Origin of the sequence: Clostridium sp. KNHs214, assembly GCF_000744935.1 — a bacterium.
In the GTDB taxonomy this organism is placed as follows: domain Bacteria; phylum Bacillota; class Clostridia; order Clostridiales; family Clostridiaceae; genus Haloimpatiens.
Genome location: NZ_JQMW01000013.1, coordinates 481790 through 507614, shown reverse-complemented (window position 1 = coordinate 507614; position 25825 = coordinate 481790). Strand labels below are relative to the sequence as shown.

Genomic DNA, 25825 nt, shown 5'->3' with positions numbered 1-25825 from the left:
AAGTCTTCTTTCAAACTCTTTTAACAAAATTAAAGGGGGTTACATATGAAAGATAAATTAGGCAATAGAAAAATAATTCTAATAGTGTTGATATCAGTTATTATAATAATTTTTATATTCGTTTATATAAAAAATACTAGAAAAAATTTTAATAAAGCTATAAATACTATTGAAGGAGGAAATAAAATTAATAATATAGGAAATTCAAAAAAATCATCTTTAAAGGTAGATGAAGAGAAAATTCCTGAAAAATATAAATATAAAAAGGTATTAGAAGAAAATTATGTAGTTAAAATAGTTGAAGGAAATAGTACAGAGGTAATTGATATAAGTAAATTAAGTAATTTTATTAAAAACTTTAAAATTAAAAAGAATGATGAGATTTTTATTATTGAATACTTACAAAAGGGTGATATTAGAGTGATAAATTATGTAATAAATATGAAAATACAAGGCGATAAAGTTAAATTTACTAAATATGATGTGGACGAAAAAGGAATTCTTAAAGTTAATGTTCAAAAGAGTTTTGTTGAGATTGTTGAAACAGGAGATAATTATGGAGTAAAGGTAGTTGGAAGAGAAAATAAATTTCAAAAGTTGAAGGAAACTTATACTATATTGAATTATAGTAAGAGCCAAGCCACTGAATGGAAATAATAAAAATATTTTTAATTATATTGCCTTGGTAGTATTTATATGTTATAATCGTGTGGTAATTAATAGGCGATGGAGATCCGCCATAACCGCGATAATGCTGATGACTCCTACACTTTATAAAATTAAGGTGTAGGAGTTTTTATATTTTAATGATAAATTGAGAAACTATAAAGTAAAAGTAGCTTCGATTTATCAAAAATGAAAATCTAAGAATAAGTGAGTATGTTAAAGAAAATTAAAGATTATGCAGGGCGTATGTTATCTTAAAAAACAAATTAAAATCAAATATTAGGGGGAGAGCAAATGGCTCAGAGTATAGCAATTATAGTATTATTAGGTCTTTTAGTAAATTGGATTTTTGAAAAAATAAAATTGCCAGGATTATTAGGAATGATAATTCTAGGTATACTTATGGGACCACATGTATTTAATATTGTATCTCCAGATTTATTAAATATTTCTGGGGATTTAAGAAAAATAGCTTTGATAGTTATTTTACTTAGAGCAGGGCTGGGTATAACTAAAGAAGAACTTAGAAAAATAGGAGTTCCAGCAGCTAAACTAAGTTGTATTCCCGGAATTTTAGAAGGATTCACCATAGCTTTTGTAGCATGGAAATTATTAAAAATACCATTTATAGAGGCAGGAATGTTAGGGTTTATTATTGCAGCAGTTTCACCAGCGGTGGTGGTTCCGCAAATGATAGGTTTCATAGAGAGAAGAAAGGGAATGAAAAAAGGCATTCCAATTCTTATACTGGCAGGAGCCTCCATAGATGATGTATTTGCCATAACTATATTTTCAACCTTTGCAGGATTTTACGGAGGAAAAAGTGTAAATATAGCTTTAAAGATCTTTAAAATACCTGTTTCCATTATACTTGGAATAATTTTAGGAGTAATAACTGGCTTATTTTTATTAAGGTTATTTACAAAAAACAATATTAATCATACTAAAAAAACTCTTATTGTATTGGCATTTTCTATATTGATGGTGTCCCTTGAGGCCATTCTTAAAGGCAAAGTGGAAATAGCATCTCTTCTTGGAGTAATGGCATTGGGGTATATAATTAATAATAAGGACACTAGACTAGGGGATACTTTATCTAGGTGTTTCAGTTTTATATGGATTTTTGCTCAAATTTTATTATTTGTACTAGTTGGGGCAGAAGTAAATATATCTGTGGCTTTAAAAGCTGGTGCTATAGGAATTTTAATAATTGCACTTGGTCTTGTGGCAAGAAGCATGGGTGTTTGGATTTCACTTATGGGAACTGATTTAACTTTAAAGGAGAAGGTATTTTGCATCATATCTTATACACCTAAGGCTACAGTTCAAGCGGCCATGGGAGCAGTTCCTTTATCCATGGGAGTACCTTCAGGAGAGGTGATACTTGCCATAGCAGTTTTATCTATATTGATAACAGCACCTCTAGGAGCCATAGGTATAAAGGCTGCTGGTGAGAGATTTTTAGAGCAGGAAGAAGAAAATATGGGAGATGAAAAAGAGTTGAAAGAAAAAAGGGTTATATAATAAAAATTACATTATTGTATGAAGTTAAAAGATACCTATTATAAAACAAAAACGTATGTATATTATTTAGTAGAAAGGAAATTTAAAATTTAAGAAATAAAAGCTGCGGCAAAAAATTTGAGAATATTAATTTTTTGCCGCAGCTTTTATGGTTATTTATTTTACAAAATGATTATCTACAAAAGGTATTAAATTACTTGAATTATGAAATTTCTCTGTAATGACTTGCATAAGAAGCAAAGGAACCATCTAAATTTATTGTTCCGAGCACTTATGCAAGTCATGGAGGAGGAATTTCACAATTCCACCACATTGTACCTTTTTGAGGTTTAATCACCAAATATGATATGAACATAATTTCTATTATTTTTTCATTTCTCTAGTAACGATTTCATCTAATATATCTGCAGCTTCATACATTATAGAGTTGCAGCCGTCCACTTCTGTTCTATGTAAGGGCTTAAGGTCTACACACATTTTGCTTTTTAGTTTATCTTGAAATTTATCTTGAAACTCAATAACTAATTCTTTTAAATGTTCGCTGTTGTGAGCTACTTTGTCGGTAAATAAAATTCCTAAAACTGCTAGTGAACCAGTAAGAGCACCGCAGGCATTTTCTGTCCACATGCCGCCACTGAAAGGAGCCATAGTTCTTAAAGTTTTTTCATCTAAATTTAAATTGTAAGCTTCATTAGCAGCATAAATCATGGTTTCAGAACAGCTTAAGTCATAATTATTTTTGTCTCTGTACTTTTTCATAATTTCTCTTAACATTTTAATATTCACTCCTTTTGGGAATGCCGTATTAAGTAATTTATATACAATGTATTGTATAAATTATTCTTAGTGCCAAAGTCCCATAAAATATAAATTTAAGAAATTCTCTATGAATTTCAACCTTTTAGTTCTTCCCTCTTCCCTACTCTACAAATTCCTATTTTACATTTTAAATTAAAAACTATATTCGCATTTCCTTTATTCATGTGATGTAGCGCTTAAAATTTATGTGATAAACAGAGCTCTTAGCTTCAGATGGAGTTTTTACTCCAACTGAAGGTTAGAGATCGTTATCCAGGGACGTAGCTGCCGTTAACTCGCACTTTGTTAGAAGTGGGAGTGTTACGGCAGGTAGTCATCGGATAAAATTCAATTATAATATTATTATACATTTATACAAGAGAGTTAACAATTGGATACTCATCTATAATAGATATTTTTTTAACAAAATTTTCAGAAGATTATTATTTAAATGTTTACATTAACTTATTGACAGGTATAAATTTATAGTGTATTATTCAGTTAAACGGTTTACTAAACCGTTTAACTAAATAATACATTGAGTATAGTACAAGCATAAATTGCAAATAATCAAAATATGGAGACTTGAATTATAGATTTTAATTAAAAAATCTTCCACTTCAAAAGGAGCTAGTGGAAGGAAAGTTTGCACTTGGAAATAAAAGGAGGAAAGATTATGAATAAAGTGTGTGTGCTTGGAAGCATGAACATGGATATAGTTTTAAAAGTAAATAATATGCCTAAGGTAGGAGAAACTATATTTGCAAATAACCTTCAAAATGTTCCAGGAGGAAAAGGGGCCAATCAAGCAGTGGCAGCAAAGAGACTGGGATCTGAGGTTTATATGATATCAAAGGTTGGAAGTGACAGTACTGGTGAGGCGCTTACTAAGAGTTTAATACAGGATGATATAAATGTAGATTTTATATTTAAGGATGAAAAAAATCCTACAGGTACAGCAGTGATTTCTGTAGACCAGGAGGCAAATAATTCTATAATAGTTGCAGCCGGAGCAAATATGAGTATAAAAAAAGAAGAAATAGAGAAAGCTGAAAAAGTTATAAAGGAGTGTCAAATATTAATATCACAATTTGAGACACCAGTAGAAGCTACCATAGAGGCTTTTAAAATGGCTAAAGGTGCAGGAAAAGTTACAGTATTAAATCCAGCACCAGCTAAAGAAATTCCAGAGCAGCTTTTAAAATATACAGATATAGTTGTACCTAATGAAACAGAAGCTTATGAACTTACTGGTGTAAATGTGAAGGATTTAGACAGTGCTAAAGAGGCTGCAGAAAAGTTTATGGACAAAGGCGTTAAATATACAATAATAACTCTTGGAGCCAATGGTGCAGCTGTGATTTCAGGGGATAAATCAGAAATTGTAGAGGCTTATAAAGTTAAAGCAGTAGATACCACTGCAGCAGGAGACACATTCATTGGAGGCTTCTCAAGTAAATTAAATGCTGATAATTTATGTTTTGAAGAGATTAAAAGGGCAGTTAAGTTCGGAAATAAATGCTCTAGTATAGCAGTTCAGAGAGAAGGAGCTCAGCCTTCAATTCCATATTTAAAAGAAATAATAGAAGTTTACGGGGAGGACTAGCCATGAGAAAGACAACATTATTAAATAGCTCAATAAGTGAAGAAATATCAAAAATGGGACATACTGATTCCATAGCTATAGGGGATTGTGGACTCCCTATACCAAAGGAAACAAGAAGAATTGATTTAGCTTTAGTAAAGAATTTGCCAAGTTTTATGGATACACTTAAAGCTGTTTTGGCAGAATTAAAAGTAGAAGAAGTGGTAATAGCTAAAGAAACAAAGGAAGTGAGCCCAGAGATATTTGCAGAAATAAAGAAAGAAATAGGCCATGTAAAAATTACATTTGTAACTCATGAAGATTTGAAAAAAGAACTTAAAAATTGCAGGGCTGTAGTGAGAACAGGAGAACAAACGCCTTATGCAAATATAATATTAAAATCAGGAGTGGTTTTTTAGAAAAAGTTGCTAATTTTAAGGAGAGGATAATTATGAAGAGTAAAACACCTATACTCAAAATGGAAAATATATCAAAATCCTTCCCAGGGGTAAAGGCTTTAGATAATGTGCAACTTTCTGCTTATGGAGGAGAGGTTCTTGGACTTTTAGGTGAAAATGGAGCGGGTAAATCAACACTTATGAAGATATTAAGTGGAGTTTACAAAAAAGATGAAGGAAAGATACTTATAGAAGGACAAGAAACCGAAATAACTGGAATAAAAGACGCAGAGAGCAAAGGAATAACTATAATACATCAAGAGCTAAGTGTACTTCCTAACTTAACTGTTTGGGAAAATATATTCTTGGGAAATGAAAAATTCAATAAAGTTTCTAGGAGAATAAGTAAGAAATTATTAAAAGAAAGAAGTTTAGATTTCTTAAATCAAATAGGATGTAATATAGATCCAGATACTTTGGTAAGAGACATAAGCGTTGGAGAAATGCAGATGATAGAGATAGCAAAAGCTCTTACTAAAAATGCCAGCATAATCATAATGGACGAACCTACAACAGCCCTTACAGATGTAGAAACTAAGAATCTATTTACTGTTATAAAAAAACTAAGAGATAAGGGCATAGCTATAATTTATATATCTCACAGAATGGAAGAGATATTTAAGATGTGCGATAGAATTACAGTTTTAAGAGACGGTAAATATGTTGGAGATGCTATGGTAGCAGATGTATCTAATGATGATATTATATCAATGCTTGTAGGAAGAAAATTAGAGGAACAGTTTCCTTATAAAAAGGTAGATACTGGAGAAATACTATTAGAAGTTAAGGATTTAAACTATTCAAATAAGGTGAAAAATGCTTCCCTACAGGTTAAGGCAGGAGAAATATTAGGGATAGCAGGTTTAATGGGTTCTGGAAGAACAGAACTTGCTAAGACTATATTTGGAGAGTACAAAAAAATCAGTGGAGAAATATTTATAGATGGAGAAAAAAGGGAGATAAAATCTCCCAAGGATGCTATACACCATGGAATATGCTATCTATCAGAAGATAGAAAAAAGGAGGGTTTGGTTTTAGGAATGTCTGTTGGAGATAATATGACCCTTGCAAATCTTAAAAAATATGAAAACTCCTTTAAGGTTATAGATAGAAAAAAGGAAAAGAAGGACGTAGATGAATACATTAAAAAACTATCAGTAAAGACACCTAGCTCAGAGCAATTTATAAAGAATTTAAGTGGAGGTAATCAACAAAAGGCAATACTTGCTAAGTGGATTATGTTATCTCCAAAAGTGCTTATAATAGATGAGCCAACTAGAGGTATAGACGTAGGAGCTAAAAAGGAGATATATGATGTTTTAAATGCATTAAAAGAAAGTGGAAAGGCAGTAATAATGATATCTTCTGATATGCCTGAAGTTCTTGGAATAAGCGACAGAATACTTGTAATGCATGAAGGAAATATAACTGGTGAGCTAAATAGAGAAGAGGCAAGCCAAGAGTCTATAATGAAGTGTGCAGTAGGAATTAAATAATTGTAAAAATTGAACTCTATAAATGAAATATGAAAAGAGGAGAGAATTATGAAAAGTAATGTGAAAAATACATTAATTAAATATAAATCACTTGTTGTATTTTTAATATTGTGTGTAGCTATAGCTATAATTGAACCTAGATTTTTATCTGTAAGTAATATAAGAAATGTATTTACTCAAGTTTCAGTTAATGCAATTCTTGCTATAGGTATGACATTTGTAATTTTAACTGGTGGAATAGACTTATCTGTAGGATCCATATTGGCCATAAGTGGTGCTGTAGCGGCAGTAATTATAAAGAGTACTGGAAATGTATTTTTAGCAGTGGTTGCGGCACTAGCATTAGGTGCAGTAGTAGGATTAGTTAACGGAATAATTATTTCAAGAGGAAAAATACAAGCGTTTATAGCAACGCTTGCAACCATGACGATATTTAGAGGGGTAACGTATGTATTTACTAATGGAAAACCTATATCAGGTTTAGGGAAAAGCTTTGGTTTTATAGGTAATGGTAGATTGTTAGATCAAATTCCAGTGCCAGTAATATTTACTATAGTAGTATTTGTAATAGCATTCTATATTTTAAGCCAAACTAGATATGGAAGATATTTATATGCACTAGGTGGCAATGAAGATTCAGCAAGGCTATCAGGAATAAACACAATAAAAATTAAAAATATGGTTTATGTAATATCAGGTATAGCTGCAGCTTTAAGTGGAATTATAGTAACAAGCAGAATAGGTTCAGCTTCACCAAATGCAGGTTCAGGATTTGAATTAGATGCCATAGCAGCAGTAGTACTTGGTGGAACAAGTCTTGCAGGAGGAGAAGGAACAGTAACAGGAACCATAATAGGTGCTTTAATAATAGGAGTATTAAATAACGGATTAAACCTTATGAATGTTTCACCATTTTACCAATCTATTGTAAAGGGTATCGTAATATTATTAGCAGTACTTATGGACAGAAAAGTAAACAGCAGAAAGAAATAATAAGCTGAAATTTTATCCAATAAACATGAACAGACTTTATTTTGAAGTTTTAACGTAACTAGAAGAGGTTTCTATGTTCCATAAGTGAGGCAACTGCGTAAACACAATTTGTAAGATAATTGATTATAAAAAGAAATTAATAAGTATTAGTATGGAAAATCTATAATTTAGATGAATTGTAATTAATATAAAAAGAAGAAAGTAGTGTGAAAAATTTTAAATTAACAAGAAAAATAGGAGGTCTAAGGTATGAAAAGAAAAATGAGAGTTTTATCAATTTTAGCATCATTAGCTTTGACAACTGGGTTAATGGCAGGGTGCGGACAAAAAGCTGGAGAGACTAAGAAGGAAAATAAGAAAATAGGAATGGTGTTATCCACTTTAAATAATCCATTCTTTGTAAGCATGAAAGAAGGAGCAGAAGCCAAAGCTAAAGAATTAGGATATGAGATAGTAGTTTTAAATTCTCAGGATTCAGCTGATACAGAAAGATCAAATGTTGAGGATTTAGTTCAACAAGGGGTTTCTGCTATAATAATAAACCCTACAGATAGTGATGCTGTGGCAAATGCAGTTCAAGCAGCTAATGACCAAAAGATACCTGTTATAACAGTTGACAGAAAATCAAATGGTGGAGAAGTTGCATCTCACATAGAATCTGATAATATTAAAGGTGGAGAAATGGCAGCTAAATTTATAGTAGATAAGTTAAAGGATAAATCAGCAGTTAAAGCAGTAGAACTTGAAGGAATACCAGGAGCTTCAGCTACAAGAGATAGAGGTAAGGGATTCCACAATATAGCTGATAAAGATAATAAAATAAACTTAGTTGCAAAGCAAGCTGCAGATTTTGATAGACAAAAGGGTCTAGCTGTTATGGAAAACATAATTCAAGCTCAACCACAAATAGATGCTATATTTGCTCACAATGATGAAATGGCACTAGGTGCAGTAAAGGCTTTAAAAGCAGCTAAGAAAACAGCTATGGTTGTAGGATTTGATGGAAATCAAGATGCTATAAATTCAGTTAAAACTGGAGAGATGACAGCAACTGTAGCACAACAACCAAAATTAATGGGTTCAATAGCAATAGAAAATGCCGTTAAAGCTTCAAAAGGTGAAGAAGTTAAAAAATTAATACCAGTTGAACTCAAACTAGTAACTAAAGAAAACGCTAAATAATATAGGTAAGGCACATTCAAATAAATAACAAGTCAGTATGCTAGTCTATTTTGCGTCATACTGCGTCAGCAGAACCACCGATAGTTCTACTAGCGGCGGAACCTGTTTTCTTGTCTGACATAAAATATACCAGCATCTTTGACTTGTTATTTATTTTCATGTACCTAATTTAATTTTATAAAATTGGTACTTGCTCATAGGAAACAATATAAGTAAAATATAATTAAGAAATAGTTGCTATTTATGCTACTATAAATTCACAAGCAAAGAAATGTATTTAAAGTCCAGGGTTTATTTAATAAATCCTGGATTATTCATAGAATATCTAGCTGGTCATAGCACTTTGTTTTAGTAGGATGATGCTAGGAAATAGAAAGATCTAAGTAAAAAATATAACACCCTAGGGATTTGAGGAGATATTATGAAAAAAGCAACATTAAAAGATATAGCAGAAGCAGTAGGTGTATCTAAGGCAACTGTATCCATGGTCTTGAATAATAAAGAAATAAATGTATCAGAAAGTACTAGAGAAAAAATATTTAATTCAGCAAAAGAGTTAAATTATATACCTAATTCAGTGGCTAGAAGTTTAAGTACTAAAAAAACAGAAACCATAGGTATAATTCTTCCAGACATAGAGAATCCATTTTTTTCAGAAATAGCTAGAGCCATAGAGGATGTAGCTAATAAATTTAATTATAATGTGATACTTTGCAATACAGATAATAAAAACGATAAGGAAGAACAGTATATAAAGCTTTTAATAAGTAAATTAGTAGATGGCATAATATTTTTAACCGGAGTAGGCAAAGATGAAAGTATAGATATATTAAAAAATAATAATATACCTTTTGTATTAGTGGATAGATACATGGAAAATGTAGAAGAATTTAATGGAGTTTATTGCCTTAATGAAGAGGGAGTAGAACAAGGCGTAGATTATCTCTTACAAAATGGAAAAAAACATATAGCATTTGTAACAGGTCCTATGGAATTAAGTGTGTCAAAAAAAAGGTTAGATGGATATAAAAAATCAATGAATAATAGAAACATATATAAGGACGAGCTTATTTTTGAAGGAGATTTTACCACAGAAGGTGGAATTAAGGTTACACAAAATATATTAAAATCCAAAATAAGTGTAGATGCCATATTCTATGGAAATGATGCCATGGCTTTAGGAGGCATGAAAGTTCTATTAAGAGCAGGATATAGGATACCAGAGGATATTTCTATAATAGGATTTGATAATATAAGAATATCTAGCTTTGTGCAGCCAGAACTCACTACCATAGGTCAACCTATATACCATATGGGAAAGGAAGCATGTAAGCTTTTGATAAATACTATAGAGCATAAGGACGAGAAAAAGCAGATTTATTTTAAGCCAGAGCTGATAATCAGAGACACAGTGTAAAAATATTGTGAAGCAGGTGCAATAAGAAAAATCTGTCTTTAAGTTCACAATAAATATATTTTTTAGACTGTTCGCAATACGCCAAGAAATTCTAATGTTTTCAAATTTCAATACCCTAAAGCTTTCAAACTCGCTTCTTACGGCGCTCAAACATGAAAGCTTCTTAACGGGTATTGAAATTTGAAAACAAAGAATTTCTAAGGCTAGCTCAATAGTCTAAGAAAATATATTTATTGTTACCTTAAAGACAGATTTTTCGGTTCATGCATAAGCTATCAGAGGAGGAATATAGCTGACTAAAGGATAATTTTCCTCCGCTTCGCTATGGAAAATCTTTAATTTATAAATAGGAAGGCGCTCATAATATTTTTTAGGCGGAGCCTTTCGAAAAGTTATATGGTACCTATTAAAATAAAATAATAACTAAAATTCAATTCATTTTGCCGTAAGGCAGTTGTTTGTACAAATCAGAATTTGTAATTTAGACCAGGTAAGAGGTATTACTTCTTATCTATTACCTATTACTTATTACTTATCTACAAGTTCTTATTTATCTAACAATTAAAGTTATATATTTTTATATAAATCCTAATCATGCCTACGTATTTAGGCTGGCTATCGCCAATAAAAAATTTTTAAGCCCTTAAAGAAAAGCTATAACTACTCCATTTAATGAAACAGTTATAGCTTTTTGTTATCCCATTTATTTAATTAAAGATTTTCCGTAACATAGTGGAGGAAAATCATCCTTTAGTAGGCTTCTCTCTCCAACCATAAACATATTAAACTAAAAATCTGATTTTAATGTAGTAATAAATGTGTAATTGGGGACTATTGAACTAGCCTTAGAACTTCTTATGTCTCACAGTTAAAGAACCGTTAAGAAGCTTTCATTGTTTGAGCGCCGTAAGAAGCGAGTTTGAAAGCTTTAGGGGCTTTAACTGTGAGACATTTAGAAGTTCTTGGCGTATTGTGAACAGTCCCAAATTACACATTTATTACGGAATTAAAATCAGATTTTCTTCAATGTATTATGTCTCAATATATGCTTATTCAGTTACTTCAATGTAAGATCTTACTTTATTAATGTTAGCTTCATTACATATAAATTTAATTATGTCTCCTTCTTTAAAAATAAAATATGGGCCAGGAGATACATAGATTTCATTATTTCGTTCTATAGCTATTATAGTGGCATTAGTGTGTTTCCAAAATTCTGTATCACATATGGTTTTATTTATTATATGAGAATTGTTGCAAATTTCTACTTCATAGTGATTAGAGGAATCGGCTTTCTCAAGTTGAATTGAATATTCTAAAAGTAAATCTAGGTTCTTGTTAAGTTCTATTTCTATCTTATCTTTTTTTTCTTTAAGTTCTTTAATCTTTTGTCTTAATTGCTTTAGATTATTTTCATCATTAAATTTTTCAATGAATGAATATGCATTTTCGTAAGATTTTATGTATATTCCACTTTTCTCAGAAACAGTTACTACATTCATATCTTTTAGCAGAGAAATAGCACGTCTTATAGTTTCGGGTGATACACCGTATTTACTGGATAAAGTTGAACGCCCATGCACTTTTTCTCCAACTTTAAATTCTCCTGAATATATTTTGTAGGCTAGATCTAAGGCGATCCTAATATATCGTGGAGAGTCCATATTTGTCATTTAAATTCTCCTCACTTTACAAGGTATTTTGTGTATGAACAATATATATTATCAAGTATACTATATCAAAATTCATATGAAAAATAAAATAAATCGCGTAGATACTATAATTTTACAACTAGAACTTCTTATGATATAATAAAGTTGTCAAATCTAACACATCGATATATTATAGTAAGTTGTCAGAAAGGGGAATGATATGATTAAAAAAATAAAGGATGATAAAGTTTTTTATATTTCTTTAATTAGTTTAGTATGTTTACTGATTTATGCATTTTTTAATATACGGAGATTCGAAAATATTAATAATCATGTATTGGATTTCTTACTAAATAAATTTTCTTGGTTTTATATATTAGTAATGATATCCTTTTTTATATTCTGTATATGGGTTGGGCTTAGTAAATATGGAAAGATTAAATTAGGTAAAGATGAAGATGAACCTAAATATAGTTTAGCTTCTTGGTTTGCTATGTTGTTTAGTGCAGGAATGGGCATAGGCCTGATCTTCTGGGGTGTAGCAGAGCCATTGAATCACTATATTCATCCTCATAACATGCAAGGTTTTACAGAAGAGGCAAAGGTATTTGCTATGTCTAAGTCATTTTTACATTGGGGAATCTCAGCTTGGTCTTGTTATGCAGTTTTAGCTTTGGCATTAACATATATTCAGTTTAGAAAAGGTAAGCCAGCATTAATGAGTAGTTTGCTTATACCATTGATAGGAGAAGAAAAAGCTTCTGGATGGATAGGAAATGTCATTGATATATTTACTATATTTGCAACAGTCGCTGGAGTTATAACTTCTTTAGGGCTTGGTGCTCTTCAAATTAATTCAGGATTAAATTATCTCTTTAATGTGCCAGTGGGTATTAAGACTCAATTAATTATAATATGTATAGTGACAGTTTGCTTTATTATGTCCTCATGTTCAGGTTTAGATAAAGGAATACAAGGTTTGTCTAATTTAAATTTAACATTAGCACTTATACTTGTGTTATTAGTTATAATAATAGGACCTACATCAGAGATGTTTAAAAATTTATTCAAAGGCTTAGGAGTTTATGCAAAAGATCTTTTGATAAGCAATAATAATATATTTGTAAAGGGAGAATGGTATAAAAAGTGGACTATCTTTTACTGGGGTTGGTGGATAGCTTGGGCACCACCAGTAGGTATATTTATTGCTAGAATTTCTAAAGGAAGAACTATAAGAGAATTTTTATTGGGAGTACTTATTGTACCTTCTTTAGTTTGTTTTTTATGGTTTGCTATATTTGGAACTATGGGATTTCAGGTGGATAAAAGTATAGCTTTATCAGCTATAAAAAATGCAGAAACTGCATTTTTCGTTGTCATCAATACCTATCCTTTGGGAAAAATGCTTTCTATTATAGCCATATGTCTTTTAGGTACATTTTTTGTAACTTCAGCGGATTCGGCTACTTTTGTTTTAGGTATGTTAAGCTGTAAAGGAAGTTTAAATCCTAGTAATTTTAAAAAAATCCTTTGGGGAATATTACAAGCTACATTAACTATAGCATTTTTATCGGCTGGTGGACTTGAAATGATACAAACTGCTTCTATAGTAGCAGCCTTTCCATTTGCTTTTGTCATGATAATGTCTATGATATCTTTAAGAAAGAGTTTGTCGGAAGAGGTAATTGAAAGTAAAACTTATAAAAAATCAGTGAAGTCTAAGGCTGAATCACCATTATAAGAACATTGTGATGTAAGTGCAATAAGAAAAATCACACTTTAAGTCCGTGAAAAAATTGTAATTTGGGACTAATCACAGTACGCTAAGAACTTCTAAATGTTTGCAGATTTCAATCCCCTAAAACCTTAACTCGCTCCTTGCGTCCCTCAAACAGGAAGGTTTCTTAACGGGAATTGAAATCTGCAAACATAAGAAGTTCTAAAGCTAGTTCCATAGTCCCAAATTCCAATTTTTTTCACTTCCTTAAAGTGTGATTTTTCTCCGCTACGCTATGGAAAATCTTTTATTGGCGACAGCCAGCCTAAATACGTAGGCATGATTAGGATTTATATAAATCAATGCCACGGCAAAATATATTAGGCCTTATTTAGTGCTTTATTATGACAAGCAATTATTTATCAGTCAGAAGTTTAACACTTAAAAGTTTTTTTGGCGTGAGCCTGTTGATTTATAATGAATGATCGGCATATAGGTTAAGAAACATAAATATGTATTATAATAACAAAGTCTAACATCTAGAAACTAGAACCTAGTACTAAAAAACATTTGATGACTAAGGACTAAACGAAAGGCTCCGCCTAAAAAAATATTATGAGCGCTTTATCATTTATAAATTAAAGATTTTCAGTAGCGTAGCGGAGGAAAATCATCCTTTAGTAGGCCGTCTCCCCCAAAAGCAATGTACACATGAACTGAAAAATCTGTCTTTAAGGTAACAATAAATATAGTTTTTTAGACTATTGAGCTAGCCTTAGAAATTCTTTGTTTTCAAATTTTAATATCCGTTAAGAAGCTTTCATGTTTGAGCGCCGTTAGAAGCGAGTTTGAAAGCTTTAGGGTATTGAAATTTGAAAACATTAGAATTTCTTGGCGTATTGCGAACAGGCTAAAAAATATATTTATTGTGAACTTAAAGACAGATTTTTCTTATGGCACTTGCTTCACAATATATTCTTATAGGGCAGGTTTTAGGAAACCTCTTCCTTTGATTTCTTCTGCTTCTGATATTGATATTAAAGCTTCTTTATCTATTTCATCTACTAATCTTTTTACATTATTTAATTCTTTAGTTGTCAATAGACAATATATGATTTTTTTCTTTTCTCCAGTATAGGCACCTTCACCGTATAGATAAGTTGTACCTCTGCCTATTTGTGTCATAATTTTTTGGGACACTTGTTCTGCTTTAGAAGTAACTATCATGACTATTTTCTTTTGGTCGAAGCCCTCTATGACTTTATCAATTACTAGAGATTTTATATACATTAGGGATACTGTGTATAATGTTAATTTTAAATTTGTAGCAAATATGCCCATAACTACTATAAGACCATTTAGTATAAAATATAATGTAGACATTTTAGTACCATTTTTTTGTCTTATAATTACAGCTATTATATCTGTTCCACCTTGGGAAGCTCTATTTCTAAATATGATTCCCATACCTATTCCACTTAGTACGGCACCAAATACAGTTGACATTACTAGGTCGTCCATTGCCACTAAAGAAGATATATCTTTTGTTAGTACTAAGAAAAGAGACATGGTTAACATTCCTATTAAACTGAAAAATACAAAATCTTTATCTATCTTTTTAAGTCCTAATATAAATACAGGTATATTTAATATGAATACCCAATAGCCTGAGGGAATATTGCTCATGTATTGAGCTAGTAGTGATATACCAGCTATTCCTCCGCTTAATAATTTGTGTGGAGATATAAAAATATTTATAGCTAAAGCATATATTAAACTTCCAAAACTTATCCATATTAATCTTTTAAAATTTTTGATATTCATAAAAATTCCTTCCTTCTTTAATTTTATATGTTCTATTTTGATTAATTGAAAAATAAAAAGACTTCTAAGCGAAGTCATTACAGTAGATAACAGTTAGTTATTTAGGAGCTGATTTTATACAGCATAAAGTATTGCTCTATAAATTGGCTCATAACAGTACCATTATACTTCTGTAATTTTTCCCACCGAAAAATTCTAACAGTAAGTTCTCGGCAGGTATCCTGGCTTTAGCTTCTTCCGTCTCTTGCCTTCCCGGTTTTAACCAGTGGCTGTTAAGAGTTGTCCACTATTACAGTAGCGGGGGCTGCTGTGGTTCTTCACCACATTCCCTTTTAATTTCTCTAAAAGAAAACCAAAAACTTATTATTTAGTTTTATCTTTATTTCATCTTTATTGTACATCCCTACATAAGGGATGACAATGGTCATATTGCCTACATTTTAGGGATATACAGTGATAATAGTTTAGTATCTCCTTATTTATTATTTATTCTTAAAAATTCAGTCCATTTCATGCATTCCATTCAGGTCTTTATGGTTCCAATAAAAGTCCAATATGCGTGAATTGTGAAAATAATATGAATTTAGAAAAAATAACTAAGGATAGAAATTTAAAAAAAGATTTAAGTGTGGTAAAATGATATCATTGTAAAGTTTAATAAAGAGGGGGAATAATTTATGCTAAAATTCAAAGATCACCAATATGTAAGACCAGATATGAAAAAAGTAGAAGAGGATTTTACAAAACTAATTAATAGTTTTAGAGAGGCAGCATCTTTATCGGAGCAAGATAAAATAATGGAAGAAATAAACTCCCTAAGAAGTGAAGTAGAGTCTATGTCTGAATTAGTGGGCATAAGAAACTCTATAAACACAGTAGATGAATTCTATGAAAAAGAAAAAGAGTTTATGGATGAAAATATGCCAGAATATGAAGGATTAATATCTAAGTACTATGAAGCTTTAGTAAATTCAAAATTTAGAAAAGAATTGGAGGAAAAATGGGGAAAGCAACTCTTCACATTGGCAGAAATGCAGTTAAAATCTTTTGATCCAAAGATAATAGAGGATTTAAAAGAAGAAAATAAACTAACTACTGAATATGATAAACTTAAGGCTTCAGCTAAGATAATGTTTGAAGGAGAAGAGAGAAATTTATCCCAGCTTGAACCTTTTATGCAATCAAAAGATAGGGAAATGAGGAAAAGAGCGTATGAAGCTTCTACTAATTTCTATGTGCAAAATGAAAGTAAATTCGATGAAATATATGATAAATTAGTAAAAGTAAGACACAGAATGGCTAAAAAATTAGGTTATACTAATTTTGTGGAACTTGCATATATAAGAATGATGCGATCTGACTATAATGCAGAAATGGTAGCTAATTATAGAAAACAAGTATTAGACTATATAGTTCCTGTAGCAGAAGAATTGAAGGAAAGACAAGCTAAAAGATTAGGATTTAAAGATCTTAAATATTATGATGAGCCATTAAAATTCTTAACAGGTAATGCAGTGCCAAAGGGAGATCCTGATTGGATATTAAATAATGGAAAGCAAATGTACAAAGAATTGTCAGATGAAACTAATGAGTTCTTTACATTCATGGTAGAACATGAGCTTATGGATTTGGTAAGCAAGAAGGGAAAAGCTGGTGGAGGATATTGTACTTTCATAGGTAAATTCAAATCACCATTTATATTTTCTAACTTCAATGGAACTTCTGGAGATGTAGATGTGCTTACTCACGAGGCAGGACACGCATTCCAAGCGTATTCAAGTAGAAATTTTCAGGTGCCAGAATATGCATTTCCAACTTATGAAGCAGCAGAAATACACTCTATGAGTATGGAGTTCTTCACTTGGCCTTGGATGAAATTATTCTTTAAGGAAGATGAGTTAAAATATAAATTCTCTCATTTAGGAAGTGCTTTAACATTTATACCTTATGGGGTTACTGTAGATGAATTCCAACACTTCGTATACGAAAATCCAGAAGCTACTCCAGAGGAGAGAAAGAAAGCTTGGAGAGAAATTGAGAAAAAATACTTGCCAAGTAAAGATTATGAAGATAATGATTTTTTAAATAGAGGAGGATTTTGGTTTAGACAAAGCCATATATTCCAATCACCTTTCTATTATATAGATTATACATTAGCTCAAGTTTGTGCTCTACAATTCTGGGTTAAGGCTAATGAAAATAGAGAAAAGGCTTGGGAAGATTATTTAACATTATGTAAAGCTGGCGGAAGTAAGTCTTTCTTAGAACTTGTAGAACTTGCAAGCTTAAAGAATCCATTCCAAGATGGATGCATCCAAAGCGTTATAGGACCAGTTAAGAAATGGTTAAATAATGTGAATGATAATAATATGTAATATAGGATAATATAATTAAATATTGGCATAATAAATGTCAATAAATATACTAATAAAATAAGCACTATCGAAATTTTTAATATATTTTGGTAGTGCTTTTAGTTTAATTCAGCTTATATTGTGTGCAGAGGTGACAGATGGAGCTATTAAGACAGGGTATCTAGACGCACAAGGATTATTTGTAAGTATAATAGTTGGAATAATGGATTTCTTAGCATTTTCCAGTGTATTAATTGGTAAAACAACAAATCCATTAATTCCTTCAGTTCACATTGCTAAAAAAATACTAGATGATTATATAGAAGCGAATAAAGGATATTTCCCAGAATTAAAATAAATTTTGGGTGCTTTTAATGCATATCTTATAAATTAAAAAGTAAATAAAAAAATCAGCATATTTTTATAAAACATGCTGATTTTTTTATTTATAATTTAGTAATTGTATAAATGTTATAATATATCAGTCAAAAATCAAGCTTATAAAATACAAGATTTAGTATGATTTTTTATAAATTTTTAAATTTAGCGAGAGATGTTACTTTTTTATACGACTTAATTAGTGAAGAGCTTGAAAGTACTTTCAATATATTTAGGAGAGATAAAAATTATGAATGATAAGGAATTGATAAAAAGGCTTAAAAATAGCGACACAAAAGCATTGGATGTTTTAGTAGACAAATATGCTAATTTAATTTTTAAAATAGCGTATTCAGTGCTTAACGAAAGGTCACTAAGTGAAGAATGTACTAATGATGTACTGCTAAAGGTTTGGAATTCTATAGATAAATTTAATAAGAGTGAAGATAAATTTAAGAGCTGGATAATAGTTATATCTAAATATACTGCTGTAGATTTACTTAGAAAAGAGAAAAAGCACGGCCAAAATATTTTATTAGATGAGGAACTTTTAGTAGAAAATTCATTAGTGGAATCAGTTCTAGAGCAAAAGGAAACTAGAGATTTAATTATTGATGAAATTAATAAAATGGATGAAGTGAATAAGAAAATATGTATAAAAAGATTTTTTTTAATGGAGCCCATAAGGGAAATCGGAAAGGCTTTAGGATTAAGTGAAAGTGCTATAAATAATAGACTTTTTAGGGAAAGAAAAAAGCTTAAATGTGCACTTGAAAAGGAGGAATGTTAAATGAATATGGAAGAGAAAATACTAGATATAATTGATTTTGTAGACGTAAAGGAAGAAGATTTTAATAATATTAATGTAGACATAAGCGAAATAGAAAAGGAAAGAATAAAAAAGAATTTAAGAAAAAAAATTCGTAGTAAGAAGAGAAATAAAAGTAAGACTATTGCTGTAGCTGGTATTTTAGCAGCTGTGCTTTTATCGGGAACAATCTTATATAAACCAGCTTTTGCGGAAAGAAATCCTATTTTTGATGCTATTTATGATGGACTAGGGTATTACAAAGATTATAAAGATTATACTCAGTATATAGGAGAATCTAAAAGTAGTAACGGATATAATTTTACAATAGAGAAATTAGTAGGAACGCCAAATAAGATTATTATAGCAGTGAAGATTCACAGTGAAAAACCTTTTGGAAAAATAGAGGATGTGAAATCCATGTTTATGCCTTCATTTAAAATGAATGATATTATGATGTGGGATGGGGCATCTAGCGGATGCACTTTAATAGATAAAAATAATTTAATGATGGTTATAGAGGAGGACAGTATTAAAGGATTTCCTAAAAGAGGTAATATAAAAATGAGTATCCATTCTACTGTAGATGATAAAACTAATGTGGATTTTAGTTTTAAAACAGATTTTTCAAGTTCTTATAAAAAAACCGTTACTAAAAAGTTAAAGGGTACAGTTAAGGAAGGAAATATTAAAGTGGAAAGAATAAATTCATCTATTTTAGGAAGTGTGCTTATGGTAGATAACTATCATATAGACAAAGGAGATCTGCTTCTTAAATTAGATGACAATATATATACTTCAAATGAACGAGGTGCTAAAGATGGCAAGGGTCATATTTTCTTTCCAGCAGCTACTTATGAGAAAGTGAAGTCCGCAAACAAAATTAGCGTGATTCTTGTAAAGAATAATATGAAATTTAGTGATAAGGAACATGAAGATATTAATAAAAAAATACAAAAAAGTTTGGAAAATGAAAGCTTAGATAAAAACATTAAATATAATAAATATTTAACATTTACTGATGGCACTAAAGGAGAGTTTTATAATATAGAAAGAAGTAACAATAAAGTTAAGCTATATTTTAGAAGTGATAAATATGCAAAGGAATTTGCAACACATGTTAGATTACATGAGTATTTTGGAGACACGAGTACAGATAATTATGATGTAAAACAATATTTTTCATGTGCCTATAAAGATTCCAATGATGATAAGGGGTATGTAATAGAATTTGATAATGTGAATACGGATAAACAGTTGGAAGTTAGTTTCTACCTTGAGGAATTAATTCCTGAAAAAAATAAAATTGGTGAAGAGATTAGAGTTCGTTAAGTTTAACTATAAGAGAATAGATTATAGAATTTATGAAACAGGTAGGACCAGTATAGTTACCTAAGGTTAGTTTGGTATAAGTTATGAAAAGGCTCACTGTAGATGGATAAATGCTTACAGTGAGCCTTTTATTTATATTTTAAATTTTAAAATCATTTCATTAAGTTTTTGTGCAAGTTCCGCTTGGCTTTGAGCTGTAGAAGCTACTTGAGTCATAGCTTGAGTAGATTCATTTACACCTTCATGTATTTCATTTAAGTTTTCTGATGAGTTTTGAGCCATTTGTGCCATACTTTGAACTGACTCACTAACTTGATTTATTGTAGCTGTAATTTCTTCTGTCATAGAAGCCAATTCTTCAGATATATCTGTTACAAAGGCTCCATCCTTTTCATATTGTTCCCCGATGTATATAAATTGTTCAAATTCAGGGATAACTGTATCATTCATGAATGTTAATAATCCATTGCTGTTTTGAGATAAACTTTTAAAGGCTGAGTGTACTTTTTCTATTGTAGATTTAACATTTTTTACTGCAATAGAAGATTGTTCAGCAAGTTTTCTTACCTCTTCTGCAACTACTGCAAAGCCTTTTCCTTGTTCTCCTGCTCTTGCAGCTTCACTATTTTCTTTAACTTTAACAGCTCGTTCCTTCATTTGAAGTGCATTGCTACTTCCATCAACAGCCTTAGTTGATAATACAGTCACGCTTGAGTCTACTTCTTGTATAGATGCAGATACTTCTTCTGATGCAGCACTAGTTTCTTGTACTTCAGAATTGATTTGTTTTGTGGTTTCATTTATATTTTCAAATTTAGAAGTCATTTCTTCTACAGTTGCAGATAATTCTTCACTAGAGGCACTTATATCACTAGCATCATCTATAATATTTTTTACAAGAGTACTAACGTTTTCTTGGGCTTTATTTAAAGCAAGGGCTGTTTGTCCAAATTCATCCATACTAGATAAAGTTATAGAAGTTGAAAAATCGTAATTAGATAATCTATTTGCTAAGTCTTTTATTTTATTCAAAGGTGTTTTAATAGCTTTTATTATTAAAAATGCAAATATTGTTGAAAGTAAAAGTGCAAGAGTATTAATAAAAATGGTTAGTTTTAGAGAGCCTACAAATGTAGACTTACTATTTTCTAGGTTATCTTTTGCCCATCTGTTATTTAATTCTACTAAATTATCTATCTTAGTTCTAACATTTTTTCTTATTTCTGTAACATCAGAAAATTTGTTTATTGCTTCATTTTTTTGCCATCCATAATTAATTTAATATAATCTTCTCTAATAATTCTGTATTCTTTTAGGGTTTGTTCAAATTCACCAAAAAGCTTTCGGTCTTCGTCTCTAGTAAAGCTGGATTTGTATAATTCTAGCTTTTTATTATCTAGAGCAGTGAGTTTATTGATTTCATCTTCCATTTTCTTTATTTCATTTTTATCATTTGTGTACAGCATTAGTTTTAAATCTGAATAAATAGTCAATAAATTGTTATCCACGTAACTAATAGATGTAATTGCTATTACATTATCATTGTACAATGAATTTGAAGATTTATTGATTTTGTTCATACTTGCTGCACTTACTATACCAATGCATAGCATTAATATAGATATTATTGCAAAAGTTGATATGAGTTTTACAGATATTTTTAAATCCTTTAAAAATTTCATCAAGGTTCCCTCCTTATATTTATGATATTACCAATTAATTTCCTTATAATTGTTTTTAAACAATATTTTGTATAATAATTATAACAAAAAGTAGAAAAAAGTCAAATTTTATTAATCAATGTTAAAATATAAAGAAAAATGGTAAAAATGCTATAAGTATTGGCTTATTTAATATTTTTATTATGAATATAAATATGAATGTAAATATGTTACCGCATCCTTATAAACAGGAGATAAACAAATATATCTAAAATCAATATATATTTATTGATAATCAATAAATATATATTGATTTTTAAAGAAAATTGGTATATAATCACAATGGGTTTGAATATTATTAAATGTTAATTTAAAGGAGGTATAAAATGAAATATTACGGGAAGGAATCTCTATCAAGCTTTTTAAAAATAATAATAGATGCATTGTTGGTTGTAGGTATAGGTCTTTTTATATGGATATCCATTAACACTCTTGTGAAAGATTCTAATTCAATAGATTTAAGCAAAAAAATAGTTATATACTCTTTATTTTTAATTGGAGCTATTGCGCTTATGACTATTCTATATAATTTGAGAAAAATAATGGATTCAGTTATAAAGGTGGACCCTTTTGTAAGGCAAAATGTAAAAAGTTTGACAATTATATCTATAAGCTCTTTTATAATTGCTTTTTGTTATCTTATTAATTTTTTTATGAATATTAAATATGGTAACTATCATTTTATCTTTATAGATAAAGCAGGTATACACACAGATATGGAATTTTTAATTTTCTTCTTTGCAGGATGTTTTATTTTGGTTTTGGCTAAAGTTTTCCAGAAAGCTGTAGAAGTAAAAGAAGAAAATGATCTTACTATTTAAGGAGGAAGCATATGCCTATTGTTGTTAATTTAGATGTAATGATGGCTAAAAGAAAGATATCTTTGTCAGAGCTTTCAGATAAGGTTGGTATAACTAATGCTAACTTATCTATACTAAAAAATAGCAAAGCAAAGGCCATAAGATTTTCTACACTGGAAGCCATATGTAAGGTTCTTAATTGTCAGCCAGGAGATATTTTGGAATATTTAGAAGAAGATTAATGAGTAAGGACTAATAATTAATAGTTAAGTATATAGAAATAAGAAAAGAATAAAAAAGGGAAAATTAGTAATTGAGGGTTTGGAGGGGCAAGTTTGAGTAATAATATAAATAGCAATTTAGATGAAAATAAAAATAGCAAATGTGAGCAAGAACCATATAGAAACTCAACTAATGAATATGAACAAAATGTAGAGGCAAAGTTCAATATTGATGCTAGGCAAAAGAATGAAGAAAAAACTGAAAAGTCTAAGACGGAAATTTACAGATATTTTAGCGGCTTTGGAGATGAGTTTGATAAAGCTAATATAAAATACAAGGCTATAATTTGGTGCTTAGTGATAGGCGTTTTATATGATTACTTTTTTAAGGATTATTCTATTGGAATCTCTGTGTTCATATATAATATCATATTTTTAATAGCTGGTGTTAGATTATTGTATCCTAATGTTAATTTAAAAAGAAAGTTAAGTTCTGTGTTTTTAATTCCATATATAATGTTATCGTTCAGTTATATTATTTTTAATAATGGCGAAATGGCATTTCTGAATCTTTTTATAATTCCTGTATTAGCAGTTGGATATTTTATTTCTATAAGGTATAGTGAAAGTGATTTGAATGTCATTCTAATAAGCAATATGTTTGACAAGATATTTAAAACGGTTTTTCTATCTATAACGATTTTTTATAGATTTTGTGTAGAAAGTTTAAAAGATATAAATAAAAACGAAAATAGGAAAGACTGTAAAAATTCTAACTTAAAGTATGTTTTCAAAGGAATATTAGTTTCTATACCTATATTGTTTGTCATTATATTTTTATTGTCCTCTGCAGATATGATCTTTGCAGGATATTTTAGTAATATAGAGGATTTATTTTTAGATATAACGTTTAAAAATGCTATAGCTCATCTATGTGTAATAATTTTAATTACCATTTATGCATTTGGATTATTTTTAAGATTAAAATATGAGGAGAAACTTAAAAATGACAATAGTAGAAATAGAAAGATTAATTGGGAGGCCATAACTGTTGTAACTATTATGATAGCTATTAATTTTGTTTACTGCATATTTTCTTTAGTTCAATTTTCTTATTTGTATGCAGGAGGAAGAGGCATATTGCCAAAAGAAATTACTTATTCACAGTATGCTAGAAAGGGTTTTTTTGAATTAATACTTGTAACTCTTATTAATTTAACTATAGTTTTATTGAGTAAAAAATACGTTAAAAATAAAAATAGAAAGATAAGTATTTGTTGCAGTATTCTTTATAGTATATTAATAGCGTTTACTTATAATATGTTATTTTCAGCACATTATAGGATGAATCTTTATGAGGGAGCCTTCGGATATACTAAGCTTAGGGTATTTGTAGAATTGTTTATATTATTGCTTTCTTTAATATTTGCAGTGGTACTTTTAGGTATATGGAAGTGTGGTGTACCTGTACTAAAATACAGTTTTATAATAGCTATAATTATGTACTGTATCATGAATTTTGCTAATTTAGATAGAATGGTAGCTAAGAAAAATATAGAAAGGTATAAAAACACTGGAAAGATAGATGTAGAATATATAACTAGTCTTTCTTATGATGCAGCGCCAGAGATAGAAAGACTTTTAAAGGTAAAGGATACTACCATAAAGAAAGAGGTAAAGGATTACTTTAAGAGGCATAAGGAAGAGGTTAATATAAGAGATGTACACTGGCATCAATATAATTATTATAGAAACAAGGCTAAAAAATATAATATTAGTAAACTTGATATGTTTAACTAAGGCACATTCAAATAAATAACAAGCCAGTATGCTAGTATATTTGACTTGTTATTTTTTTATATATCTAATGAATATATTTGCTATAATAATATATAAGAATATGTGAATAATAATTGGAATAAAATGATTTAAATTTTAAATTAAAAACTATATAGGAAGGAAGTGAACATTTTAGCGACTTTGGTAGGTTAAATTCCTTTTCGCTAAATATAATTATGGCTAAACCAAGAGTAAAAGGTATTAAAATATTAGCAGATACAAAATATTTAAAACTATACGATGCAGAGTATGTAAATAAAAATGGTGATGATAGAAATTGGTCTATTGCATCTAGAAAAGATTTAAATGCAGTGAAAGATAGATTTTTTAATGGAAAAGAGGATAAAATAGATGCGGTAATAATAGTATCTACTCATGTAGAAGAAAATAAACTAGTTGTGATAAAACAATTCAGGATACCTCTTAATGATTATGTATATGAACTTCCTGCTGGACTTGTAGATAGTGGAGAAGGATTTGAGGACACTGTGAGAAGAGAATTAAAGGAAGAAACGGGACTTGATTTAGTTAAAATCGATTATAATAATACAAAGGATAAGGCATATGTATCTACAGGCATGACAGATGAATCTGTAGCAGTGGTTTATTGTACTTGCACAGGAAAAATGTCAAAGGATTATTTAGAAGCAGATGAGGATATAGAAGTTATGCTTTTATCTAAAGAAGAAGCTAAGGAACTTATTAAATCTGATAAAAAAATAGATGTGAAAACCTTACTTTCTATACAAAAGTTTATTAATGATTAATGTAAGATTTTGCGAAGCGATGGTTTGATACGAAAGAAGAATATTAATGTCAATATCAAGTTTACTGAATTTGGGAAGTCTGGTACTTGGACTTACTGCATGGATTGTTCCCATTTTAGCTATCAAACGCCCTATAAAGGGTGCGGTGAAAATATAATGGCTTTAGGCATATGCTACGAAGGCTGCCACCAATAAAATATTTTTAAAGCACTTAAAGAAAAGGGGCTGTTGCGTTAAGAAATTTACATGCAATATATTCTTTTGCAAGTTTAAAGCTAACAAAATATATTGTA

22 protein-coding genes and 2 riboswitches are annotated in these 25825 nt (G+C 29.8%); of the genes, 17 read left to right on the top strand and 5 right to left on the bottom strand.

What is annotated here, in order from left to right; all coding sequences use genetic code 11:
* Window positions 1–45: 45 nt before the first annotated feature.
* Together CC89_RS17780 and CC89_RS17775 are read left to right on the top strand one after the other, a co-directional pair.
* The gene (locus CC89_RS17780) at window positions 46–657 is read left to right on the top strand and encodes a hypothetical protein (protein ID WP_035294452.1); all 612 of its coding nucleotides are present in this window, start codon (window positions 46–48) and stop codon (window positions 655–657) included.
* A 56-nt stretch (window positions 658–713) separates the two neighbouring features.
* Window positions 714–774, top strand: a riboswitch (Fluoride riboswitch).
* Between the two features lie 186 nt (window positions 775–960).
* On the top strand, window positions 961–2190 hold the full coding sequence (locus CC89_RS17775) for a cation:proton antiporter (protein WP_035294450.1): 1230 nt from the start codon (window positions 961–963) through the stop codon (window positions 2188–2190).
* Between the two features lie 363 nt (window positions 2191–2553).
* On the opposite strand, the gene CC89_RS17770 is transcribed toward CC89_RS17775, so the two are convergent.
* On the bottom strand, window positions 2554–2964 hold the full coding sequence (locus CC89_RS17770) for a C-GCAxxG-C-C family (seleno)protein (protein WP_035294448.1): 411 nt from the start codon (window positions 2962–2964) through the stop codon (window positions 2554–2556).
* Window positions 2965–3664: 700 nt separating this feature from the next.
* Here CC89_RS17770 and rbsK point away from each other — a divergent pair.
* From rbsK to CC89_RS17740, 6 genes are all read left to right on the top strand, one after another.
* Window positions 3665–4594 (top strand): ribokinase, encoded by a 930-nt coding sequence (gene rbsK / locus CC89_RS17765; protein ID WP_035294447.1) that lies wholly within the window; start codon window positions 3665–3667, stop codon window positions 4592–4594.
* 2 nt (window positions 4595–4596) lie between these two features.
* On the top strand, window positions 4597–4992 hold the full coding sequence (gene rbsD, locus CC89_RS17760; protein ID WP_035294445.1) for a D-ribose pyranase: 396 nt from the start codon (window positions 4597–4599) through the stop codon (window positions 4990–4992).
* Between the two features lie 32 nt (window positions 4993–5024).
* A complete protein-coding gene (locus CC89_RS17755) occupies window positions 5025–6527 on the top strand; it encodes a sugar ABC transporter ATP-binding protein (protein WP_035294443.1) in 1503 nt (500 codons plus the stop codon).
* A 48-nt stretch (window positions 6528–6575) separates the two neighbouring features.
* Window positions 6576–7520, top strand: a complete 945-nt coding sequence (locus CC89_RS17750) for an ABC transporter permease subunit (protein ID WP_035294441.1) — start codon at window positions 6576–6578, stop codon at window positions 7518–7520.
* 249 nt (window positions 7521–7769) lie between these two features.
* Window positions 7770–8702 (top strand): ribose ABC transporter substrate-binding protein RbsB, encoded by a 933-nt coding sequence (gene rbsB / locus CC89_RS17745; RefSeq protein WP_035294440.1) that lies wholly within the window; start codon window positions 7770–7772, stop codon window positions 8700–8702.
* A gap of 421 nt (window positions 8703–9123) precedes the next feature.
* Window positions 9124–10119, top strand: coding sequence for a LacI family DNA-binding transcriptional regulator (locus CC89_RS17740; protein ID WP_035294438.1), 996 nt, complete (start codon window positions 9124–9126; stop codon window positions 10117–10119).
* 1049 nt (window positions 10120–11168) lie between these two features.
* Here the strand turns inward: CC89_RS17740 and CC89_RS17735 are convergent.
* On the bottom strand, window positions 11169–11792 hold the full coding sequence (locus CC89_RS17735) for a TrkA C-terminal domain-containing protein (protein WP_035294435.1): 624 nt from the start codon (window positions 11790–11792) through the stop codon (window positions 11169–11171).
* A 199-nt stretch (window positions 11793–11991) separates the two neighbouring features.
* On the opposite strand from CC89_RS17735, the gene CC89_RS17730 reads away from it, so the two are divergent.
* Window positions 11992–13512, top strand: coding sequence for a BCCT family transporter (locus CC89_RS17730; protein ID WP_035294433.1), 1521 nt, complete (start codon window positions 11992–11994; stop codon window positions 13510–13512).
* A gap of 954 nt (window positions 13513–14466) precedes the next feature.
* Here CC89_RS17730 and CC89_RS17725 read toward each other — a convergent pair.
* Window positions 14467–15312 carry a YitT family protein gene (locus CC89_RS17725; RefSeq protein WP_035294431.1) on the bottom strand — a complete coding sequence of 282 codons (846 nt, stop codon included), beginning with the start codon at window positions 15310–15312 and terminating at the stop codon, window positions 14467–14469.
* 194 nt (window positions 15313–15506) lie between these two features.
* Window positions 15507–15684: riboswitch (cobalamin riboswitch) on the bottom strand.
* A 305-nt stretch (window positions 15685–15989) separates the two neighbouring features.
* Here CC89_RS17725 and CC89_RS17720 point away from each other — a divergent pair.
* From CC89_RS17720 to CC89_RS17705, 4 genes are all read left to right on the top strand, one after another.
* Window positions 15990–17687 carry a M3 family oligoendopeptidase gene (locus CC89_RS17720; protein WP_035294429.1) on the top strand — a complete coding sequence of 566 codons (1698 nt, stop codon included), beginning with the start codon at window positions 15990–15992 and terminating at the stop codon, window positions 17685–17687.
* Between the two features lie 118 nt (window positions 17688–17805).
* Complete coding sequence (locus CC89_RS17715; protein ID WP_035294427.1) at window positions 17806–18024, top strand: hypothetical protein; 219 nt, start codon at window positions 17806–17808, stop codon at window positions 18022–18024.
* 270 nt (window positions 18025–18294) lie between these two features.
* Window positions 18295–18834, top strand: coding sequence for a sigma-70 family RNA polymerase sigma factor (locus CC89_RS17710; protein WP_051931965.1), 540 nt, complete (start codon window positions 18295–18297; stop codon window positions 18832–18834).
* Window positions 18835–20184: a DUF4179 domain-containing protein gene (locus CC89_RS17705; protein WP_035294425.1), complete on the top strand. Its 1350-nt coding sequence runs from the start codon at window positions 18835–18837 to the stop codon at window positions 20182–20184. It abuts the gene before it with no gap.
* Window positions 20185–20316: 132 nt separating this feature from the next.
* Here CC89_RS17705 and CC89_RS21280 read toward each other — a convergent pair whose 3' ends face one another.
* Both CC89_RS21280 and CC89_RS21275 read right to left on the bottom strand, forming a co-directional pair.
* On the bottom strand, window positions 20317–21216 hold the full coding sequence (locus CC89_RS21280; RefSeq protein ID WP_286161391.1) for a methyl-accepting chemotaxis protein: 900 nt from the start codon (window positions 21214–21216) through the stop codon (window positions 20317–20319).
* 212 nt (window positions 21217–21428) lie between these two features.
* Window positions 21429–21866 carry an MCP four helix bundle domain-containing protein gene (locus CC89_RS21275; RefSeq protein WP_286161390.1) on the bottom strand — a complete coding sequence of 146 codons (438 nt, stop codon included), beginning with the start codon at window positions 21864–21866 and terminating at the stop codon, window positions 21429–21431.
* A gap of 365 nt (window positions 21867–22231) precedes the next feature.
* Here CC89_RS21275 and CC89_RS17695 point away from each other — a divergent pair, with 365 nt between their 5' ends.
* The 4 genes from CC89_RS17695 to CC89_RS17680 all read left to right on the top strand — a co-directional run bounded on the left by CC89_RS17695 (window position 22232) and on the right by CC89_RS17680 (window position 25532).
* On the top strand, window positions 22232–22726 hold the full coding sequence (locus CC89_RS17695; protein WP_035294423.1) for a DUF2975 domain-containing protein: 495 nt from the start codon (window positions 22232–22234) through the stop codon (window positions 22724–22726).
* 11 nt (window positions 22727–22737) lie between these two features.
* The gene (locus tag CC89_RS17690) at window positions 22738–22947 is read left to right on the top strand and encodes a helix-turn-helix domain-containing protein (RefSeq protein WP_035294422.1); all 210 of its coding nucleotides are present in this window, start codon (window positions 22738–22740) and stop codon (window positions 22945–22947) included.
* Between the two features lie 93 nt (window positions 22948–23040).
* On the top strand, window positions 23041–24726 hold the full coding sequence (locus CC89_RS17685) for a DUF4153 domain-containing protein (protein ID WP_035294421.1): 1686 nt from the start codon (window positions 23041–23043) through the stop codon (window positions 24724–24726).
* Between the two features lie 215 nt (window positions 24727–24941).
* Complete coding sequence (locus CC89_RS17680) at window positions 24942–25532, top strand: NUDIX hydrolase (protein ID WP_035294419.1); 591 nt, start codon at window positions 24942–24944, stop codon at window positions 25530–25532.
* Window positions 25533–25825: the final 293 nt, after the last annotated feature.

What these genes read in the sequence shown, in the direction of transcription:
- CC89_RS17780 (WP_035294452.1), top strand. Translation starts at nt 46, where the DNA reads ATGAAAGATAAATTAGGCAATAGAAAAATAATTCTAATAGTGTTGATA.
- CC89_RS17775 (WP_035294450.1), top strand. Translation starts at nt 961, where the DNA reads ATGGCTCAGAGTATAGCAATTATAGTATTATTAGGTCTTTTAGTAAAT.
- CC89_RS17770 (WP_035294448.1), bottom strand. Translation starts at nt 2,964, where the DNA reads ATGTTAAGAGAAATTATGAAAAAGTACAGAGACAAAAATAATTATGAC.
- rbsK (WP_035294447.1), top strand. Translation starts at nt 3,665, where the DNA reads ATGAATAAAGTGTGTGTGCTTGGAAGCATGAACATGGATATAGTTTTA.
- rbsD (WP_035294445.1), top strand. Translation starts at nt 4,597, where the DNA reads ATGAGAAAGACAACATTATTAAATAGCTCAATAAGTGAAGAAATATCA.
- CC89_RS17755 (WP_035294443.1), top strand. Translation starts at nt 5,025, where the DNA reads ATGAAGAGTAAAACACCTATACTCAAAATGGAAAATATATCAAAATCC.
- CC89_RS17750 (WP_035294441.1), top strand. Translation starts at nt 6,576, where the DNA reads ATGAAAAGTAATGTGAAAAATACATTAATTAAATATAAATCACTTGTT.
- rbsB (WP_035294440.1), top strand. Translation starts at nt 7,770, where the DNA reads ATGAAAAGAAAAATGAGAGTTTTATCAATTTTAGCATCATTAGCTTTG.
- CC89_RS17740 (WP_035294438.1), top strand. Translation starts at nt 9,124, where the DNA reads ATGAAAAAAGCAACATTAAAAGATATAGCAGAAGCAGTAGGTGTATCT.
- CC89_RS17735 (WP_035294435.1), bottom strand. Translation starts at nt 11,792, where the DNA reads ATGACAAATATGGACTCTCCACGATATATTAGGATCGCCTTAGATCTA.
- CC89_RS17730 (WP_035294433.1), top strand. Translation starts at nt 11,992, where the DNA reads ATGATTAAAAAAATAAAGGATGATAAAGTTTTTTATATTTCTTTAATT.
- CC89_RS17725 (WP_035294431.1), bottom strand. Translation starts at nt 15,312, where the DNA reads ATGAATATCAAAAATTTTAAAAGATTAATATGGATAAGTTTTGGAAGT.
- CC89_RS17720 (WP_035294429.1), top strand. Translation starts at nt 15,990, where the DNA reads ATGCTAAAATTCAAAGATCACCAATATGTAAGACCAGATATGAAAAAA.
- CC89_RS17710 (WP_051931965.1), top strand. Translation starts at nt 18,295, where the DNA reads ATGAATGATAAGGAATTGATAAAAAGGCTTAAAAATAGCGACACAAAA.
- CC89_RS17705 (WP_035294425.1), top strand. Translation starts at nt 18,835, where the DNA reads ATGAATATGGAAGAGAAAATACTAGATATAATTGATTTTGTAGACGTA.
- CC89_RS21275 (WP_286161390.1), bottom strand. Translation starts at nt 21,866, where the DNA reads ATGAAATTTTTAAAGGATTTAAAAATATCTGTAAAACTCATATCAACT.
- CC89_RS17695 (WP_035294423.1), top strand. Translation starts at nt 22,232, where the DNA reads ATGAAATATTACGGGAAGGAATCTCTATCAAGCTTTTTAAAAATAATA.
- CC89_RS17690 (WP_035294422.1), top strand. Translation starts at nt 22,738, where the DNA reads ATGCCTATTGTTGTTAATTTAGATGTAATGATGGCTAAAAGAAAGATA.
- CC89_RS17680 (WP_035294419.1), top strand. Translation starts at nt 24,942, where the DNA reads ATGGCTAAACCAAGAGTAAAAGGTATTAAAATATTAGCAGATACAAAA.